Source organism: Aquimarina sp. MMG015 (assembly GCF_018100855.1).
Taxonomy (GTDB): domain Bacteria; phylum Bacteroidota; class Bacteroidia; order Flavobacteriales; family Flavobacteriaceae; genus Aquimarina; species Aquimarina latercula.
Window position 1 is genome coordinate 397,880 of sequence record NZ_JAGJEB010000005.1, and the last position, 18,467, is coordinate 416,346.

The following is an 18,467-nucleotide window of genomic DNA, read 5'->3' on the forward strand; positions in this document are numbered from 1 at the left end:
AAAATTAGTATAATCTTAATTTCTAATGTACTTACTTATTATCCTTTTATTGCTTCTTTTATAGTATTGGTTAGTAAATCTTGTAAGCTAATCCCTGCCGCAATTGCTTGTTGTGGTAAAATACTTGCTTCACTAAATCCTGGATTAGTATTCATTTCGATAAAATGAGGTTCTCCATTGTGAAAAATGTATTCACTTCTCGAAAAGCCTTTCATTTTAAGTATTTGATATACTTTTAATGCTAGATCTTTTACTTTTTTCTCATCGTTTTCATTCAATCTAGCTGGTGTAATTTCTTGTGATTTACCTAAATATTTAGCTTCATAATCAAAAAAATCATTTTCAGAAACAATTTCAGTAATTGGTAATACAGTATCTTTTCCTTTGTAGGTAATCACTCCTACAGAAACTTCTGTGCCGCTTAAGAAAGATTCAATGATAATTTCATCATCTTCTTTATAAGCTATATCTATTGCAGAAAGTAATTCATCTTCTTTATTTACTTTAGAAACTCCATAACTACTGCCTGCTTTATTAGCTTTTACAAAACAAGGCAATCCTACTGTATCAATAATAGCTTTAGGGTTTATAGTATCTCCTTTATTTAGAAAATAATTTGTGGCAGTTGGGATACCATAAGGTTTTAAAGTACTGATACAGTCTCTTTTATTAAAGGTAAGTGCTGCTTGATAAAAATCACAAGCAGTTTGCGGAATTCCTATAAGCTCAAAATAAGCCTGTAATAATCCATCTTCTCCTGGAGTCCCATGAACAATATTGAAAGCAGCATCAAAAGTAATTTTAGAACCATCTAAGTGTAATGAAAAATCATTTCGATCTATTGAAGTTTTTTCATTATTATCATTAACGTAATACCACAAATCTTTGGTTATATGAATACGATAAGGTTCATAGATGTTTTTGTCCAAATGTTTGTATACTACATTTCCACTTTTAATAGAAATGTCAAATTCACTGGAATAACCTCCCATAAGGATGGCAATATTTTTCTTCATTGAATAAGGTTTACAAACAAAAATATCATTTATCTGACAACAAAAGCTAAAAAGTTTCCGTTTTTATATCTTTGCCGAAACTATCAATTGATACATGGAATTTTTTAAAGGACTTTTGAGATTTATTTGGAGTAAGACATTTCTTATTCAACTAGTAATAGCTGTCGCTATGACTGCAATCTTATGCTTTATTGCACTAAAATGGTTGGATAGCTCTACAAACCACGATCAGCGAATAGTGGTTCCAAGCTTAAGTAAGAAGTCATTAGATGAGGTTAAAATGCTTGTGGAATCTAAAGATTTACGATTTGAAGTTCAAGATTCTGCAAATTTCAATCCAGATTTCCCTAGATATTCTGTCATAGAGCAAAACCCTCCTGCTGGAAATATGGTAAAGGAAAATAGAAAAATCTATGTTACTTTAAACCCATCAGGTTATCGTAAAATTGAAGTTCCAGATGTTATACGTAAAACTAGAAGACAAGTAGAGCCAAGATTGGTAGCTTTAGGTTTTAAGATTGGAACTATAACATTTAAACCCGATCCATCAGATCAAGTATTAGAACTTAGATATAAAGGAAAGAGATTAAAGCCTGGAGATAAAATAATGAAAACATCAACTATTGACTTAGTAGTAGGAGATGAGAGTGGGAATCTAAGACTTCCTCAATAAAATTAAATTCTTAAAGAAAATACTTTTGCAAGAGAATCCGAATATTGAAGAATTAGGGCCTAGTGAGGATGACCTATATGAACATCATCGTTTTGTTGCTGGCGCAGGTCAAGTTCCGCTTAGAGTAGATAAATTTTTGATGAATTTTGTTGAAAATGCTACTCGTAATAAAATACAACAGGCAGCTAAGGCTGGTAGTGTTTTTGTCAATGATATCCCTGTAAAGTCAAATCATAAAGTGAAACCAAATGACGTGGTTAGAGTTTTGTTTGCTCATCCCCCTTATGAGAATTTGTTAACTCCAGAAAATATTCCTTTAGATATTGTATACGAGGACGATGTTTTGTTGGTGGTTAATAAACCTGCCGGAATGGTAGTACATCCGGGTCATGGAAATTATTCAGGAACCTTAATTAATGCACTAATCTATCATTTCGATAATCTCCCAAATAATAGTAGTGATCGTCCTGGATTGGTTCATCGAATAGATAAAGATACTAGTGGGTTATTGGTAATAGCAAAAACTGAAGATGCTATGACACACTTGGCAAAGCAGTTTTTTGATAAAACTTCGGAGCGAGAATACGTTGCCATCGCTTGGGGTAATATAAATGAAGATGAAGGAACTATTGAAGGTAATATTGGGCGCCATCCTAAGAATAGATTACAAAACACAGTTTTTGAGGGAGATGAAGCCGATAAAGGAAAACCAGCAGTTACTCATTATAAAGTTATAGAACGTTTAGGGTATGTAACCTTAGTTTCTTGCAAATTAGAAACAGGAAGAACTCACCAGATTCGTGTACATATGAAGCATATAGGGCATACATTATTTAATGATGAACGCTATGGAGGAGAAAAAATTCTGAAAGGAACCACTTTTACTAAGTATAAACAGTTTGTAGAAAATTGTTTTAAGGTGTTACCGCGGCAGGCCTTGCATGCTAGGACTTTAGGGTTTGTACATCCCGTAACCGGCGAGAAAATGCATTTTGAAACTTCTATACCTGATGATATGGCGCAATGTGTAGAGCGTTGGAGGAATTATGCTAAGAATCAATTGGATGTCGAGTAAACTTTTACTACAAAAACTACTAAGGTGATATATTAAATAAACGTTACTAAAAACTTTATTTTGAAATAAATAGGGATTGCTCGGTAAATAATATTATCTTCGCGCTTTAATTATTTATAATGAACAAAGGAACAGTAAAATTTTTTAATGACTCCAAAGGATTTGGATTCATCACAGAAGAAGGATCAAACAAAGACCATTTCGTACACATTTCAGGCTTAATCGACGAAGTTCGTGAAGGTGACGAAGTAGAGTTTGAACTTAAAGAAGGTAAAAAAGGAATGAACGCGGTAAACGTGAAAGTATTATAATATATACATTTTGACTTTTTTAAAACATAAGCCCGTCTTTTAAGACGGGCTTTTTTTGTTTATAAATGATTGTTGTATAAAATGTTTAATTATAGAAACCGATTTACAGCTTTAATAATTTTATCAGCTCGTACCATATTTTGTTGTTTAATATATTTATAGGTCCTGTCAAGGTATTTTTGGGCTGTAATATTATTCTTAAATTCTTTTCTAGCTGCGTATAGATCTAATGCGACATTTAAGTCAGTTGTAGTGAATTCTACGCCAGTATATTGCTGTAGGAGTTGTAGATACATAAAACCAAATTCTTCTGTTGGTTCTATCATAGTTCCTTCGCCAAAATCATTCCAAGTAATTATTTGAATAAAATCTGAAATTTCATGATGTGTATAGTTTAATGTTTCTGCAAATATTTGACCTTGGTTATGATCTATACTCCATGAGTTGATCCCTTCAGACCAACCACCTTCTTCGTAAAAACTGTTAAAACCTGGATATGATGATCCTACTATAGTTAAATTCTCGGTTGGATAATAATTATAATAATGTTCATGCGCTAGTAAGTGATCCTTGTCTACCCATAGGAATTCCCCAGTTGCATTTTCTCCTACTAAATTATTTGCTGCCCATAATGTTAGAAAATCTGGACGATTATCTGTTGGTAATATATCAAAAATAGTATCCCATTCTGGTTGAGTTGTAATATGATGCGGACCAAATACAAATAATAGATTTTTATTATTATGTTTTATATAATTGGGACTAGAAAAGTATGTGTCATTAATATATAATAAATCTTCTTGTACGGCTTCAATAGGACTAGGAGATAGGTTTTGGTTAAAGGATTGAACTGCTACTCGGTCTTCATACATAATTGAAAAATCAAAATCTAAATCTTCTAATCTTGTTATAAAACTTTCCGTAGCATTTTTGATTTTTTGGTAATCGTGTAGATCTTTACTTCCATACCAATCGAATATCACCCCATCAATACCTGCTAATTTCATCATTAAAAAATGATATTCTTGTAAATCAGGATCGCTTGAAGAATAAGGACCAATTGCTGGATAATAGTAGGAAGCAATTTCTCGTTTGCCGTTTTCTTTAATATTATCGGGGTTTTGATTTGTCATGGTCCAATGCTGACCCCAGTATCCATCAAAATCTTTGTTCTGGAACCATGGCATATAATGCATATAAATTTTTTTAGGATTTTCTTTTTCTACATTCATTCCGGATACGTCTTTTATATATCCGTTTTTTGCTAGTTTGATGATTTCTAGCTCTTCATCTAGTACTTTTTTTAGTTGTGCATTCGTATAAGTTGTATCCTGAACAGCTAAAGGAATTGCTTGTTCTTTTTCGGTTTTTAGTATTTCATCCTTTTCACAAGAATAAAATAAAACAACTAAAAAAGTAATAGAAAGGCATTTGGTTGTAATTCGTAGTTTCATGTCATATATGTTTATTTATTTAATAGAATATGTGAGCTTGCTATTAAATAAGATAAATAGGTGTGTTATTGATTGAAAAAATATCAATCAAACTATATATGACAATTGTAAATTTTTTTGAATAAATTACGTTTAAAACGTTATAAAGTTAAGGGATTTTTTCTGTTAAAAAAAATATAATTTCCTTTTTGTTAGTTAATTAGGTTTTTGGTGTTGAAAAAAAGTATTCTTTTAGTTTTGTTAGAATAGAACATGTCAATACTTCAATAGACAAGAATTACCTGGGCTGATTTTATATGTCGACTTACTATTGTATTTTTGGGAAAACAAAAGTTATCGGAATGAAAATCGTAATATCTCCTGCAAAGTCTTTGGATTTTGAAACGCCTTTGCCTACTAAAAAATATTCGGAACCATTATTTTTGGCTGAAGCAGAAAAGTTAAATTCAGTTCTTCAGAAAAAAACTCCTAAAAAATTGTCAGATTTGATGAATATCAGTGATAATTTGGCGCAACTAAATTGGCAACGTAATCAGGATTGGAACCTTCCTTTTACAGCAGAAAATGCGCGACCTTCTGTGTACGCATTTAAAGGAGATGTTTATCTAGGACTAGATAGCTACAATATTCCAGAAGATAAATTAGATGTTTTACAAGATAAATTAAGAATACTATCCGGTTTATATGGAATTCTAAAACCTTTAGATTTAATGCAACCTTATCGATTAGAAATGGGAACTAAGCTTAAGGTAGGGCGTAAAAATAACTTATACGAATTTTGGAAAAAACAGGTAACCGAACAAATTAATGAGGAATTACAAGAAGATGAGTTGTTTGTAAATCTGGCTAGTAATGAATACTTCAGTGTTATTGATAAAAAGACGTTAAAAGTTCCTATTATAACTCCACAGTTTAAAGATTGGAAAGGTGATAAATTAAAGATGATTAGTTTCTTCGCGAAAAAAGCCCGTGGTATGATGGTACGTTATATTATTGATACAGGAGCAGAAGCCATAGAAGAATTAAAAGGATTTAATTATGATGGGTATAGCTTTAGTGAAGAGTATACAACAAAAGAAAATGAGCTAGTTTTTGTGAGATAGAAGGATAACTTTAATGTTTTTTTATTCCTAACTAAAATTTATTTATCTAATAAGAATTCGATTCTTGATATTATTTCTTCGGTAGAAAATGGTTTTATAATGTAATCATCGCATCCCATTGAATACCCGTCTTTTTTATCATTGATCTCTCCCTTGGCAGTAATAAATATGATTTTTACGTTTGATAAAACTTTATCTTTTCTAATCAAACTAGAAAATTCTAATCCGTCCATTAATGGCATCATTATATCTAAAAGAATTAGATCAGGATTAAATTGTTTAGCTTTTTTTAAACCTTCTTTGCCATTGTATGCAGTTTTAACTTCATAAGATTGTGCTAATAGAATATTTTCTAAAGCCATTACAATAGAAGGTTCATCATCAATAATTAGTATTTTTTTATGTTTGATCATAGTTTGTGTTTATAGGTAAAGTTATTAAAAATCTGGTGTATTGCTCAATTTTACTTTCTACCTTAATGTTACCATTATGTTTTTGTATTATTTTTTTAGCTATTGATAATCCTAGTCCACTTCCTTTTGGTTTAACTTTTTGTTTTTCATTTTGAATCTGAACAAATGTTTTAAATATTTTTTTATAGTTCTCATTAGAAATACCAATACCGTTATCTTCTATAGATATATTAATTGCATTCGACTTTATAAAAGAACTAACTTTTATATAATGTTCCGATTTTTTTGGATCATAGAATTTAATAGCATTCATTAGAATGTTAATAAAAACACGTTCTAGATGCGTTTGGTCAGCTGAAATTATAATATTTGAATTAGAAATGTTATTTATTATTGTTACTGATGCATTAATAGATATTGGTTTAATTGTTTCAATAGCATTTGATATAAGATCATAAATAGAATGGTCGTCAAACCTCCATTTTAATTTACCTAATTCAAGTTTTTCTTGAAGTAATGTATCATCAATCAAAATGCTTAAACGCTCACTTTCTTGAATTATAGTTTTAATGAAAACTTGTTTTTTATCAGGATCTAGATCTTTTTGAGAATATAACATTTCAGACAGTAATCGTATGGATGTGATAGGAGTTCTGAGTTCGTGAGAAATTGTTAGAATGAATTCATCTTTGATTTGATCTATTTCTTTAAGATTTTCATTAGCTTTTAATAACGTTTCTTGAATACGTTCTAATTCATCTGATTTTATAGTAAGTTTTTTACTGTTTGTAATAGCTTCTTTAGTCTCTTCTAAAATTTCTAATAATTCGTTTCGATTTAGTGGTTCTTCATTAAGTAATTTGGATATTGCTATTCGAGCCGATATATTTCCAATATAATCAGATAAAATATTTTCCATATAGTCTACGAAATGAATAGGAACGATATCATCATTGTCATAGCTTTTTTGATATTTCTCTTCATATTCTTGAATAGATTCATTAGCTCTTTCGGAGCCTAGAAATGTAATAATGAGTTCATATAGTTGGTGAAAGTATACTTCATTGTATTTATTTCTAAAACGATAATCATTAATATCCATTTTAGTACCGATAAACTTATTTGCTTGCTGAATTTCAATACCTTTTGGTATTGTGTATAGTGAACCAAGAATATAGAAAAAAATATTGGCAGCGATACTCCAAAAGAAGCCGTGTGATATTTTATTGAGATTTTCTAACCCAAATAAAGCATATGGTTTTAGTGCATTAATTCCAAAAAGTCCATCATTGAGTATAGAAATGTCTCCAAGAATTCCACTTCGAATTAAGGTAGGGAATAACAAGGTGTAGAACCATAATACGAAACCTACGCATATTCCTAAAATAGTACCTGCTTTAGTTGCTTTCTTCCAGAATAATCCACCAAAAAAAGAAGGTGCTAATTGTACGATTCCAACAAATGAAATTAAACCTATTTCTATTAAAGGATAATCCTTGCCTATTAACGTCATATATAAATAAGCTGAAAATAAAACAATTGGAATACTGATACGGCGACAAAATAAGATTGATTTCTGTACTTTAGAAGTAGGAAATACCTTGAGATAATTAACTAATAGTGGAATTAATATATTGCTAGATAGCATGGTAGAGATTGCTATGGTTTCTACAATTATCATTCCTGTAGCAGCGGCAAATCCTCCGAGAAATACCAGTGTAGCTAATAGAACATTGTTTTTTTCTAAAGGGAAATACAGAATAAAACTATCTGCATTAAGACTAGTTTCTCCGAAATATAATTTTCCGGCAATAGCAACAGGAACTACAAAAAGTGTAATCATTAATAGATAAAGAGGGAATATCCAAGAAGCTTTTGCAACGTGTTCTTCATTTTTGTTTTCCAAAGCTATAAGATGAAATTGCCTTGGAAGTAATATGAAAACTAAGAAGGATAAAATAATAAGCATGAACCAATCCCAATATCCTCCTTCAAGGCTTTTTTGTATATTATTTATGGATTCCAACATGTTTTTTTCAGAAGCTTTAGAGAAGATATCCTCAAAACCGTCATAAAAGAAATATGTTATGTAAATACCAATTGCAATAAATGCAATTAGTTTAAATAATGATTCGAAGGCAATTGCAGAGATCATTCCTTCATTTACTTCTATTGCTCTTGATTTTCGAGTTCCAAACAAAATGACAAATACAGACATGATAATAGCAACAAACAATGCTGTCTCCTGATAAATAGATTCTTCTTGACGGAAATCAATTAGAATATTAAAACTAGTAGAAATTGCTCTTAATTGAATAGATATGTACGGGATAATAAAGAGAAATGTTAGAATTGTAATTAGATTACCAAGAAATTTATCTTTCCCATATCTGGTTGCTATAAAATCAGAAATACTATTAATTTTTTCTTTTTTACAAATACGGATTATTTTTTTAAAAAGAATGACCCATAATGGTGATAAGAGGATTGGTCCTAAGTATGTTGCTAAAAAACTAATTCCAGATGTTGATGCTTTACCGACACTTCCATAAAATGTCCATGCTGTACAATATGTTGTAAGCGATAATGCATAAACAATAGGATTGTTAATAATACTTTTTTTACTAGCTCTTTTATCGCCGTAATATGCAATCCAGAAGAGTACACCTAGATAAACAATGCAAATAAGTACAATTAACCAGAAAGGAGTCATCTACTAATTTTTTTTAATAATGGAACGTACTATTATAATTAAAAAAAGCCATAAAATGTAGAAATAAAGATAGGTAAGAGGGATAAAGTTAAATAATAAAATGTTGTCGATAATACCAATAAAAGGAAAATTGAATAAGAAAAAGAATAAAAGAGAAATAACAATGAGTTTAGTTTTTCCTACTGTTTTCATAGATAATGGACTTGCGTGTGTTAAATATAACCTTGATAAATATGATGTATTGAAATATTAAGCTATCTCATATTTATGTATATTTGAATATATAAATATACATAAATATGAGATAGTTGGTTAATTAAGCTATTTAATGTGCATTGTATTAATAATAATTTTTGCGCTTAATTAAAAGTAAAGAATTAATCTTATTAAGTTTTAATAATTAAAACTTTTAACATGAATGAAGATCTTACCAGTTTTCAGGTTTTTGATAGAAGTGCAGAAATACTTAAAGTAATAGCACATCCAGTACGTTTAGCTATTATAGAATTATTGCATAAGAAAGGAAAATCTTCTGTAACGGATATATATCAAATTTTAGATATTGAACAATCTGTAGTTTCTTATCATTTAAAAAATTTAAGAATGGTCAATGTTGTTATTTCTCAAAGAAAAGGCACGAAGATATATTATTCAATTGAGTCCAAAGGTGTCATAAACATTTTGCAAAACATTCTAAGTTTAGGAAAAGAATAGAAAAGTATTAAATAATGCTATGCGATCAACTTGTTGTTTTGCAGAACGATTTGATGGGTTTTCTTTTCTTTTTGACCTATTATGCGCAGTTTATACAAGATAAACTGATAAATCATTAACTTTTTATTATAATAATTAGAAATCGCTTAAATGCTTTGTTTACAGCGCTTATTTAGGTTTTTTGTTGTTGATTTGATGATCAATTAACAAGAATTTTAATAAATATACATGTAAATATGTAACTATTTACATATTTACATGTATATTTGGATTCTACTAATTTATTAAAACACACGAATTATGAAAAAAGTGATATCAATTTTTTCTCTTATTATTGTTTCAACCTTTCTTTTTAATGGGTATGGACAAGAAGAAGAGTCTGAAAAAAAGCCACTTAACTTTAAACCTCTTAAGTTTAATATTTCAGAAGATGGTTCCCAATGGTTGCGTTTTATCTTATGGAACCAAGTACAATTAAACTCTAATGATTTAGATGGCGATGAAGATTTTAATGTAAAACCAAACATAAGAAGATCTAGATTATTGGTTTTAGGGCAGGTAACTTCTAATGTTTTTACATATATACATATAGGTGTTAATAATGTCAATTCTGGTAGGTTAGGTCAGATTGATGGAAGTGATCAAAGTCAGTTTTTCTTACATGATGCAGCTATAGAGTATAAATTTTCAGAAGCACTAGCAGTTGGAGGTGGTCTTCATTATTGGAGAGGTTTGGCAAGATTATCAAGTTGGGCAGGACTTTCATCATTAACTTTTGATATTCCTAACCCTTTAGTTTTTGCAGGAACTATAGGTTCTACAGATCAATTCGCTAGGCATATAGGTATTTATGCAAAAGGAAAATTAAATAAGTTTGAATACCGATTGGCTATTAATGATCCTAGTTTAACTGGTTTTCAAGAAGAACCAATACAGACAACTGAGAATAATGCAGTATATGGAGCATGGAAATATCATGATAAAGGAAGAACAATTATTGAAGGAAACCTTAAATATAACTTTATAGGTTCTGAAGGCAATCTTTTGCCTTATGTTGTTGGTACATATTTAGGGAAAAAGAAGACCTTGTCTGCTAGTGCTGGGTTTGTTTATCATCCAGAAAGTTCTATAGTATTAAAAGATGATGCTAACCCTATATTAGTAGCTGATGATGATGTCACTATTGCGGCTAAAACGGATACAGAGGATGCATCACATTTTTCTTTAGATGTTAATTATGATACACCGTTAGGAAATAATGGAGGAGCATTAACTGCATATGCAGCTTATATTAATTATAATTTTGGGGAAAATGGAGGGAGTGCTGCAGCCGCAACCGGATCAGTATTTTATACACAAATAGGTTATTTAATTCCTAAAACAAAATTACAGCCTTACGTCGTTTATCAAAATAGGGATTGGGAAGACACTACTGTTTTGGGTTCTCAGAGAGCTGGTAACACATTAAATCTAGGTGCTAATTATTATGTTTCAGGGCATAATTTAAGGCTTACATTAGAGTACTTGAAGAATAATTTTGATAGCGGAGCTGATAATAGTCAATTGCGTTTTCAGGTAAACATTTTTCTATAAGAATACTTATATTTAAACAATTTGATTATTAGAATTTATGTCGATTAAATATTTATCGATTTTTAAGATTTAGGATAAAAAACATTTTGTTTAAAGTAAAAATAATATAAGATGATTAATCGAATAATAGAGTTATTAGAGGGATTAAATGAAAGAGTAGGGGGTATTATTAGTTGGGGTGCCGTTCTTATGGTATGCGTTATTAGTTTAGATGTAATCTGCAGATATCTGTTTCAATTTACTTTCATTTGGATTGTAGAAATAGAAATTTACCTATTTGGTTTTATGTTTTTGCTAGGAAGTGCATACACTTTTAAACATGGTAAACATGTACGTGTAGATGTATTTTATTCTAAACTATCTGAAAAGGGAAAAGCTATAATAGACCTTATAGGAGGAGTATTATTTCTTATGCCTTGGTGCTATATTGTAATAACAACCTCTTGGAAGTATGCGTATTCATCTTTTTTAGTTGGAGAAGGATCTCCTCAGCCAGGAGGTTTACCGTTTCTTTATATACTTAAGTTTAGTATTGTAATAGGTTTTTTGTTTCTAATACTGCAAGGTTTAGCAAGTATTCTTAAATCAATTGATACAATTTTTAATAAAAAATAATAATGGAAGTTTTAGCACTAGTCCTATTCGCAGTAATATTTATTTTAATCCTAAAGGGATATCCTGTTGCATTTACGTTAGGAGGTTTGTCAGTTCTTTTTGCAATAGGGATATCTATATTTGCGCCAGAATATTTTTCATTATCAATATTTAATATCCTTCCTTCTAGGATTATGGGGGTTGTCAATAACTATGTATTAATGGCGGTTCCCTTGTTTATTTTTATGGGGATTATGTTAGAAAAATCTGGTTTGGCACAAAGTCTTTTAGAGACCATGGCTATGATGTTTGGGTCATTGCGTGGAGGACTTGCAATATCGGTTGTAATTGTGGGAGCGTTGTTAGCCGCGTCTACAGGTATCGTTGGGGCAACGGTGGTGACAATGGGATTGATTAGCCTTCCCACGATGCTTAAACGCGGCTATAAACCAGAATTAGCAACAGGAGTTATAGCCTCTTCGGGAACCTTAGGACAAATTATACCACCATCAATAGTTTTAGTTTTATTAGCAGATACAATTAATAGTTCCTCCAGAGGTTCGGAATCTGTAGATGTAGGCGCTTTGTTTTCTGCAGCCATGCTTCCGGGATTAGTTTTAGTTGGTTGTTATATTTTGTATATACTAATAAAATCTTTTATAAATAAAGAGGATGCTCCTGCAATATCAAAGGAAGAAATTAAGGAATTTAGAGGAGATAATTTTACAAGTAAAATTATTAAAGTTTTAGTTCTTCCTATTTTATTGATTGTGATTGTTTTAGGATCTATATTTACAGGGGTGGCTTCACCTACAGAAGCATCTGCAATAGGAGCTTTAGGAGCGACATTACTGACTATTACCCAAAAGAAATTCACATTTAAAATCCTTAAAGAAGTTGCTCAAGAAACAACAAAATTAACTACGATGGTATTTTTTATCTTATTGGGAGCAACTACATTTACGTTGGTTTTTAGAACTTTAGGAGGGGACGACTATTTGCAAGAACTTATTCTCTCTTCTAGATTATCGCCATTAATGTTTTTGTTACTGGTAATGGTTATAATATTTATAGCAGGTTTTTTCATAGATTTTATAGAGATTGTATTTATCATTGTTCCAGTTGTAACTCCTATATTTAACGCTTTGGATATGAATATGCTTTGGGTAGGTATATTAATTGCATTGAATCTACAAACATCTTTCTTAACACCTCCTTTTGGGTTTGCACTGTTTTATCTTAAAGGAGTTGCTCCTCCAGAAATAAAAACAAGTCAAATATATAAAGGGATTATTCCTTTTATTATTATTCAGTTAATAATAGTTGGATTAGTCGTCTTGTATCCGGAAATCATATTTATTTCAAAATAACATTTAAAAAAATATAAAAATGAAAGCTTATAATTTTATACATAAAACTTTATTGATCTCTATAGTAATTTTGCTAAGTGCTTGTGGGGAAAAAACTTCTCAAGATACTGTGTCTACAGCAGAAGCCGTTAAACCTGCTAAGGTTTATAATTGGAAAATGACAACTACTTGGCCACCTAATTTTCCTGTATTAGGAGAAGCTGCTAATAAATATGCAGAGTGGGTGGATGAATTGTCTAATGGTCAGATTAAGATTAAGGTATACGGTGGAGGTGAGTTAGTTCCTTCTTTAGAAGCATTTGAAGCAGTGTCTAATGGAACTATCGAAATGGGATCTGGAGCATCCTATTATTGGGCAGGAAAAACTCCAGCCGCCCAGTTTTTTTGTGCAGTGCCTTTTGGGATGAATAGTCAACAGCTAACTTCTTGGATAGAAGTAGGGGGAGGTTATGAATTATGGAAGAAAACATACTCCAAGTTTAATTTAGTTCCTTTTATGGGAGGAAATACGGGAGTGCAAATGGGAGGATGGTTTAATAGAGAAATCAATTCCGTTGAAGATTTTAAAGGGCTTAAAATGCGTTTACCAGGAATTGCAGGTAAGGTTTTAGAAAAAGCTGGAGGAGCAGCGGTTTTAGTTGCTGGAGGAGAAATATATACAAGTTTAGAACGAGGAGTTATTGATGCTACAGAATGGATAGGTCCATATCACGATTATAAAATGGGATTTCATAAAATAGCTAAATATTACTACACACCAGGATGGCATGAACCAGGTTCTCAGATGGAATTTTTTGCAAATAAAACTGCTCATGATAAATTACCACCTCATTTACAGAAAGTATTACTAGCAGCTTCTAAAAGAGTACAAGTGTGGATGCTAGCTGAATTTGATAAACAAAATGGGATTTATTTAGATAAATTAGTAAATGAAGAAGGAGTTGAAGTTAAAGAATTTTCTAAAGAGACTTTGGATATATTAAGAGGGTATACAGATGAAGCCATTAAAGAATTGATAGGAGATGATCCTTTGTCTAAAGAAGTGTATGAAAGTTATTCAACTTTTCAGAAAAGAATTTCTAAATGGTCTGAAGTAACGGAGAAAGCCTATTATAACAAGATTCAGAAGTAGTTTCGTTATAATAGATTAAAGTATTTAGCGTAACAGGAAAAGCGAATCAGTTAATTATTACAATAAAAATTAATTATTTAATTTATTCTGATTAAAATGTATTGCGAGTATTCTTACTAATCAATATCTTCGCAGCGAATGTTCGCTAAATATTATTTAAACACAAAATTACAATCATGCAAATCAAAAAGGTTTTAGTTGCTAATCGTGGTGAAATTGCCATCCGAATTTTTAGAGCGTGTACAGAAATTGGTCTACAGACGGTTGGAGTGTATACTTATGAGGATAGGTATTCATTACACCGATATAAAGCAGATGAAGCTTATCAAATTGGTGCTGATAATGAACCTTTAAAGCCATATTTAAATATTGAGGCGATTATTCAGGTAGCAAAAAAGAATAATGTAGATGCAATACATCCGGGATATGGATTCTTATCAGAGAATGCTGATTTTGCCCAAAGCTGTCAAGAAAACGGGATTATTTTTATAGGTCCTAAAGTATCAGTACTTCGTTCATTGGGAGATAAAATTATGGCAAAAGAAGTTGCTATCGCTAATAATATTCCAATTATTCAGAGTAATAAAGAAGATCTTACTGACGTAAAAATTGCTATAAAAGAAGCAAAACGTATAGGGTTTCCTGTGATGTTAAAAGCAGCTTCTGGAGGAGGAGGAAGAGGAATGCGTGTGATTAGAAGTGTCGAAGAATTAGAAAAAGCATATCCAGAATCCCAAAGAGAAGCTTTAAATGCATTTGGTGATGATACTGTTTTTCTAGAAAAGTTTGTAGAAAATCCAAAACATATTGAGATACAAATTGTAGCGGATCATCATGGAAATATGGTACATCTTTTTGAACGTGATTGTTCGGTACAAAGACGTTATCAAAAAGTAATAGAATATGCTCCTTCATATGGAGTTTCGCAGGAGATTTTAGATAATCTATATAAGTATGCGTTAACAATTTGTGATGCAGTAGATTATAATAATATTGGAACCGTAGAATTTTTAGTTGATGATGATGAAAGTATTTATTTTATTGAAGTAAATCCTCGTGTACAAGTTGAGCACACAGTTACTGAGATTGTTACAGGTGTTGATTTAATTAAAACACAAATTTTTATTGCGGGAGGATATCAACTGTCTGACAAACAGATTAAGATCGAAAGTCAAGAAAGTTTGAAAGTAAATGGATATGCAGTACAATGTAGGATCACCACAGAAGATCCGGAAAACGATTTTAAACCTGATTATGGAACCATAACTACCTATAGAAGTGCATCAGGTTTTGGAATTCGATTAGATGCAGGTAGTGTATATCAAGGAGTAACTATTTCTCCTTTCTTTGATTCAATGCTAGTAAAGGTTTCTGCTAATAGTAGGACTTTAGACGGAGCATGTAGAAAAATGCGTAGAGCATTATCTGAATTTAGAATTCGAGGTGTAAAAACGAATATGCCTTTTTTAGATAATATTTTAAGTCATACCACTTTTAGAAAGGGTGAGGTAACCGTTAATTTTATTAGAGATACGAAGGAACTTTTTAAAATTAAAGAATCTCGTAATCGAGCTACTAAATTAGCTAACTTTTTAGGAGATATTATTGTAAACGGTAACTCTGATGTTAAAAATATAGATCCAACTAAGACTTTTGTAGTCCCTCAAATTCCTAAATTTGAGGAGAAGGCTGATTATCAAAAAGGAACAAAGGATTTACTTACAGAACTGGGGCCTGAGAAATTCGCTTCTTGGTTAAAAAATGAGAAGAAGGTTCATTTTACAGATACCACAATGCGTGATGCGCATCAAAGTTTACTTGCAACAAGAATGCGAACGTATGATATGCTTAAAGTTGCAGAAGGCTTTGCGAAAAATCATCCAGAGGTTTTTAGTATGGAAGTTTGGGGAGGAGCAACCTTTGATGTTTGTCTTCGATTTTTAAAGGAAAATCCTTGGGAACGTCTTCGTTCTTTGAGAAAAGCTATGCCTAATCTGTTATTACAGATGTTGATTAGAGGTTCTAATGGTGTTGGATATACAGCTTATCCGGATAATTTGATTGGCAAATTTGTCGAACAATCTTGGGAAAATGGAGTAGATGTATTTAGGATCTTTGATTCATTGAACTGGATGAAATCGATAGCACCTTGTATCGAACATGTTAGAACGAGAACAGAAGGACTTGCAGAGGGTTCATTATGTTATACAGGTGATATTTTAGATCCGAAGCGCACTAAATATACTTTAGAATATTATGTGCAATTGGCAAAAGATATAGAAAATGCTGGAGCTCATATATTAGGGATAAAAGATATGGCTGGCTTGCTAAAACCATATGCAGCATATGAATTAGTATCCGCTTTGAAATCAGAAATTAATATTCCAATACATTTACATACGCACGATACTTCTTCGGTACAATCGGCAACGTATTTAAAAGCAATAGAAGCGGGAGTTGATGTTGTAGATGTTGCATTAGGTGGACTTTCTGGATTAACTGCACAACCTAATTTTAATGCAATCATGGAGATGTTGAAATTCCATGATCGGGAGAATCCAATGGATACTGTAAAGTTAAACGAATATTCTAATTACTGGGAAGCTGTTCGTGAGTATTATTACGTTTTTGAATCCGGTCTGAAAGCAGGAACAGGCGAAGTATATCAGCATGAAATTCCAGGTGGACAGTATTCTAATTTAAAACCACAAGCGCAAGGTCTGGGATTAGCAGATCGTTTCCATGAGATTACCAAAATGTACGGAGAAGTTAATACACTATTTGGTGATATTGTAAAAGTTACTCCAAGTTCTAAGGTTGTAGGTGATATGGCCCAATATTTAGTAAGTAATAATTTAACGATTGAAGATGTTAAAGAACAAGGAGAAACTATTTCTTTTCCGCAGTCGGTTGTTAGTTTATTCAAAGGGGAATTAGGGCAACCAGAAGGAGGTTTTCCGAAAGATCTTCAGAAATCAATTTTAAAAGATCAAAAACCATTTACGAATAGACCAAATGCTCATTTAGAACCAGTAGATTTTGAAACAGAGTTTAAAGATTTTGTAAAAGTCTTTAAGAAAGGAATGGGTAGAGAACTAGATATAACAGATTTCCTTTCATATAAATTATATCCCAAAGTATTTACAGGAGCATATAATCACCACGTTAAGTATGGCAATGTAGTTAATATCCCAACTAAGAATTTCTTTTATGGAATGACTCCAGGAGAGGAAATTATCATAGAGTTAGATAAAGGTAAAATCTTATTGATTGAATTAATTTCTATAGGAGAGCCTCATGAGGATGGAATGGTAACAGTTTTCTTTAAAGTAAACGGACAGACAAGAAATGTAGAAGTTAAGGACAATTCAATTAAAGTAGATAAGGTAGTTCACGCCAAAATCGATAAGGCAGATAGTAAACAAATTGGTGCGCCTTTACAAGGATCTCTATCTTCTGTATTAGTGAAAACTGGTCAAGAGGTAAAGAAAAATGATCCATTGTTTATTATAGAAGCTATGAAAATGGAGACAACAATTACTGCTAATGAAGATGCTACTATTAAGAAAATAGTTTTGAAATCTGGAACAATGGTTGAAGCAGATGATTTGGTAATTGTACTGAAATAATAAATATTCAATATTTATTTAGAAAACAAAAGAGTCTCTAAGTTTTTAAGCTTAGAGACTTTTTTTTGATCACATATAAAATTTTATTCTTTTATAATCCTTTTTACAGTGTTTCCTTTTTCTCCTTCAATATTTACGAAGTAAATACCAGAGTTTAATTCCGAAATATCAAAAGTATTGGTATTACTTTCAAAAACTTTTTTACCTATCATATTGAATATTGTTGCTTTTTTTATTGGAATAGATATGTTTAACAGGCTTTTAGTTGGAATAGGGTAAATACGTAAATCTTGATCTTTTAATTCTTCTTCTTCCACGTTAAGAGTAGCAACAAGAAAACAGGAGGATCTTTCTGAACATCCATTAAAAGTGATTTCTACTGAGTAATTACCATTCTCTATTGCGGTAAAAGATTGATTTGTTTCACCAGGAATAGAGGTATTGGTTTCACAATCAATCCATTGGTAAGAAGCTCCGGAAATGTTGGCTGTAAAAGTTGGTGATGAGGTATCATCTACAGATGTGTCTGGAATTCCAAATACTTCAATAGTATCTGAAGCAGTATCATTACATGCATTAGCATTTGTAAAGCTGTATGTTATTGTATGAACACCTGCAGCTGCTATTGTGGGATTAAAGGAATATGTTGTTCCGTTTCCATCATCAGTTACTCCAGG

At 31.3% G+C, this 18,467-nt stretch carries 15 protein-coding genes; 10 read left to right on the forward strand and 5 right to left on the reverse strand.

Annotated elements, in window-relative coordinates; all coding sequences use genetic code 11:
• Positions 1–38 precede the first annotated feature (38 nt).
• Positions 39–1,016 (reverse strand): D-alanine--D-alanine ligase, encoded by a 978-nt coding sequence (locus J8L88_RS12295; RefSeq protein ID WP_211060861.1) that lies wholly within the window; start codon positions 1,014–1,016, stop codon positions 39–41.
• A 94-nt stretch (positions 1,017–1,110) separates the two neighbouring features.
• Here J8L88_RS12295 and J8L88_RS12300 point away from each other — a divergent pair, with 94 nt between their 5' ends.
• From J8L88_RS12300 to J8L88_RS12310, 3 genes are all read left to right on the forward strand, one after another.
• Positions 1,111–1,689, forward strand: coding sequence for a PASTA domain-containing protein (locus J8L88_RS12300; protein WP_035084849.1), 579 nt, complete (start codon positions 1,111–1,113; stop codon positions 1,687–1,689).
• 25 nt (positions 1,690–1,714) lie between these two features.
• Positions 1,715–2,764 carry an RluA family pseudouridine synthase gene (locus tag J8L88_RS12305; RefSeq protein ID WP_247666472.1) on the forward strand — a complete coding sequence of 350 codons (1,050 nt, stop codon included), beginning with the start codon at positions 1,715–1,717 and terminating at the stop codon, positions 2,762–2,764.
• 119 nt (positions 2,765–2,883) lie between these two features.
• Positions 2,884–3,075: a cold-shock protein gene (locus tag J8L88_RS12310; protein ID WP_027392365.1), complete on the forward strand. Its 192-nt coding sequence runs from the start codon at positions 2,884–2,886 to the stop codon at positions 3,073–3,075.
• An 89-nt stretch (positions 3,076–3,164) separates the two neighbouring features.
• Here J8L88_RS12310 and J8L88_RS12315 read toward each other — a convergent pair whose 3' ends face one another.
• Entirely contained in the window at positions 3,165–4,529 is a 1,365-nt protein-coding gene (locus J8L88_RS12315; RefSeq protein WP_211060862.1) for a glycoside hydrolase family 71/99-like protein, read from the reverse strand.
• 341 nt (positions 4,530–4,870) lie between these two features.
• Here J8L88_RS12315 and yaaA point away from each other — a divergent pair, with 341 nt between their 5' ends.
• Complete coding sequence (gene yaaA / locus J8L88_RS12320; protein ID WP_211060863.1) at positions 4,871–5,632, forward strand: peroxide stress protein YaaA; 762 nt, start codon at positions 4,871–4,873, stop codon at positions 5,630–5,632.
• 38 nt (positions 5,633–5,670) lie between these two features.
• Here yaaA and J8L88_RS12325 read toward each other — a convergent pair whose 3' ends face one another.
• Positions 5,671–6,045, reverse strand: coding sequence for a response regulator transcription factor (locus J8L88_RS12325; RefSeq protein WP_211060864.1), 375 nt, complete (start codon positions 6,043–6,045; stop codon positions 5,671–5,673).
• The gene (locus J8L88_RS12330; protein WP_211060865.1) at positions 6,032–8,758 is read right to left on the reverse strand and encodes an ATP-binding protein; all 2,727 of its coding nucleotides are present in this window, start codon (positions 8,756–8,758) and stop codon (positions 6,032–6,034) included. Before J8L88_RS12330 ends, J8L88_RS12325 begins: the two co-directional genes overlap by 14 nt.
• Before the next feature lie 414 nt (positions 8,759–9,172).
• On the opposite strand from J8L88_RS12330, the gene J8L88_RS12335 reads away from it, so the two are divergent.
• From J8L88_RS12335 to J8L88_RS12360, 6 genes are all read left to right on the forward strand, one after another.
• Positions 9,173–9,472 carry a helix-turn-helix transcriptional regulator gene (locus tag J8L88_RS12335; RefSeq protein WP_211060866.1) on the forward strand — a complete coding sequence of 100 codons (300 nt, stop codon included), beginning with the start codon at positions 9,173–9,175 and terminating at the stop codon, positions 9,470–9,472.
• A gap of 300 nt (positions 9,473–9,772) precedes the next feature.
• Positions 9,773–11,065: a hypothetical protein gene (locus tag J8L88_RS12340; protein ID WP_211060867.1), complete on the forward strand. Its 1,293-nt coding sequence runs from the start codon at positions 9,773–9,775 to the stop codon at positions 11,063–11,065.
• 111 nt (positions 11,066–11,176) lie between these two features.
• Positions 11,177–11,680, forward strand: a complete 504-nt coding sequence (locus J8L88_RS12345; protein WP_247666473.1) for a TRAP transporter small permease subunit — start codon at positions 11,177–11,179, stop codon at positions 11,678–11,680.
• A gap of 2 nt (positions 11,681–11,682) precedes the next feature.
• Positions 11,683–13,029: a TRAP transporter large permease subunit gene (locus J8L88_RS12350; RefSeq protein ID WP_211060868.1), complete on the forward strand. Its 1,347-nt coding sequence runs from the start codon at positions 11,683–11,685 to the stop codon at positions 13,027–13,029.
• A 19-nt stretch (positions 13,030–13,048) separates the two neighbouring features.
• Complete coding sequence (locus J8L88_RS12355; protein ID WP_211060869.1) at positions 13,049–14,161, forward strand: TRAP transporter substrate-binding protein; 1,113 nt, start codon at positions 13,049–13,051, stop codon at positions 14,159–14,161.
• 176 nt (positions 14,162–14,337) lie between these two features.
• On the forward strand, positions 14,338–17,790 hold the full coding sequence (locus J8L88_RS12360; protein WP_211060870.1) for a pyruvate carboxylase: 3,453 nt from the start codon (positions 14,338–14,340) through the stop codon (positions 17,788–17,790).
• Between the two features lie 83 nt (positions 17,791–17,873).
• On the opposite strand, the gene J8L88_RS12365 is transcribed toward J8L88_RS12360, so the two are convergent.
• The coding region (locus tag J8L88_RS12365) for a T9SS type A sorting domain-containing protein (protein WP_211060871.1) at positions 17,874–18,467 on the reverse strand (594 nt) is incomplete at its 5' end.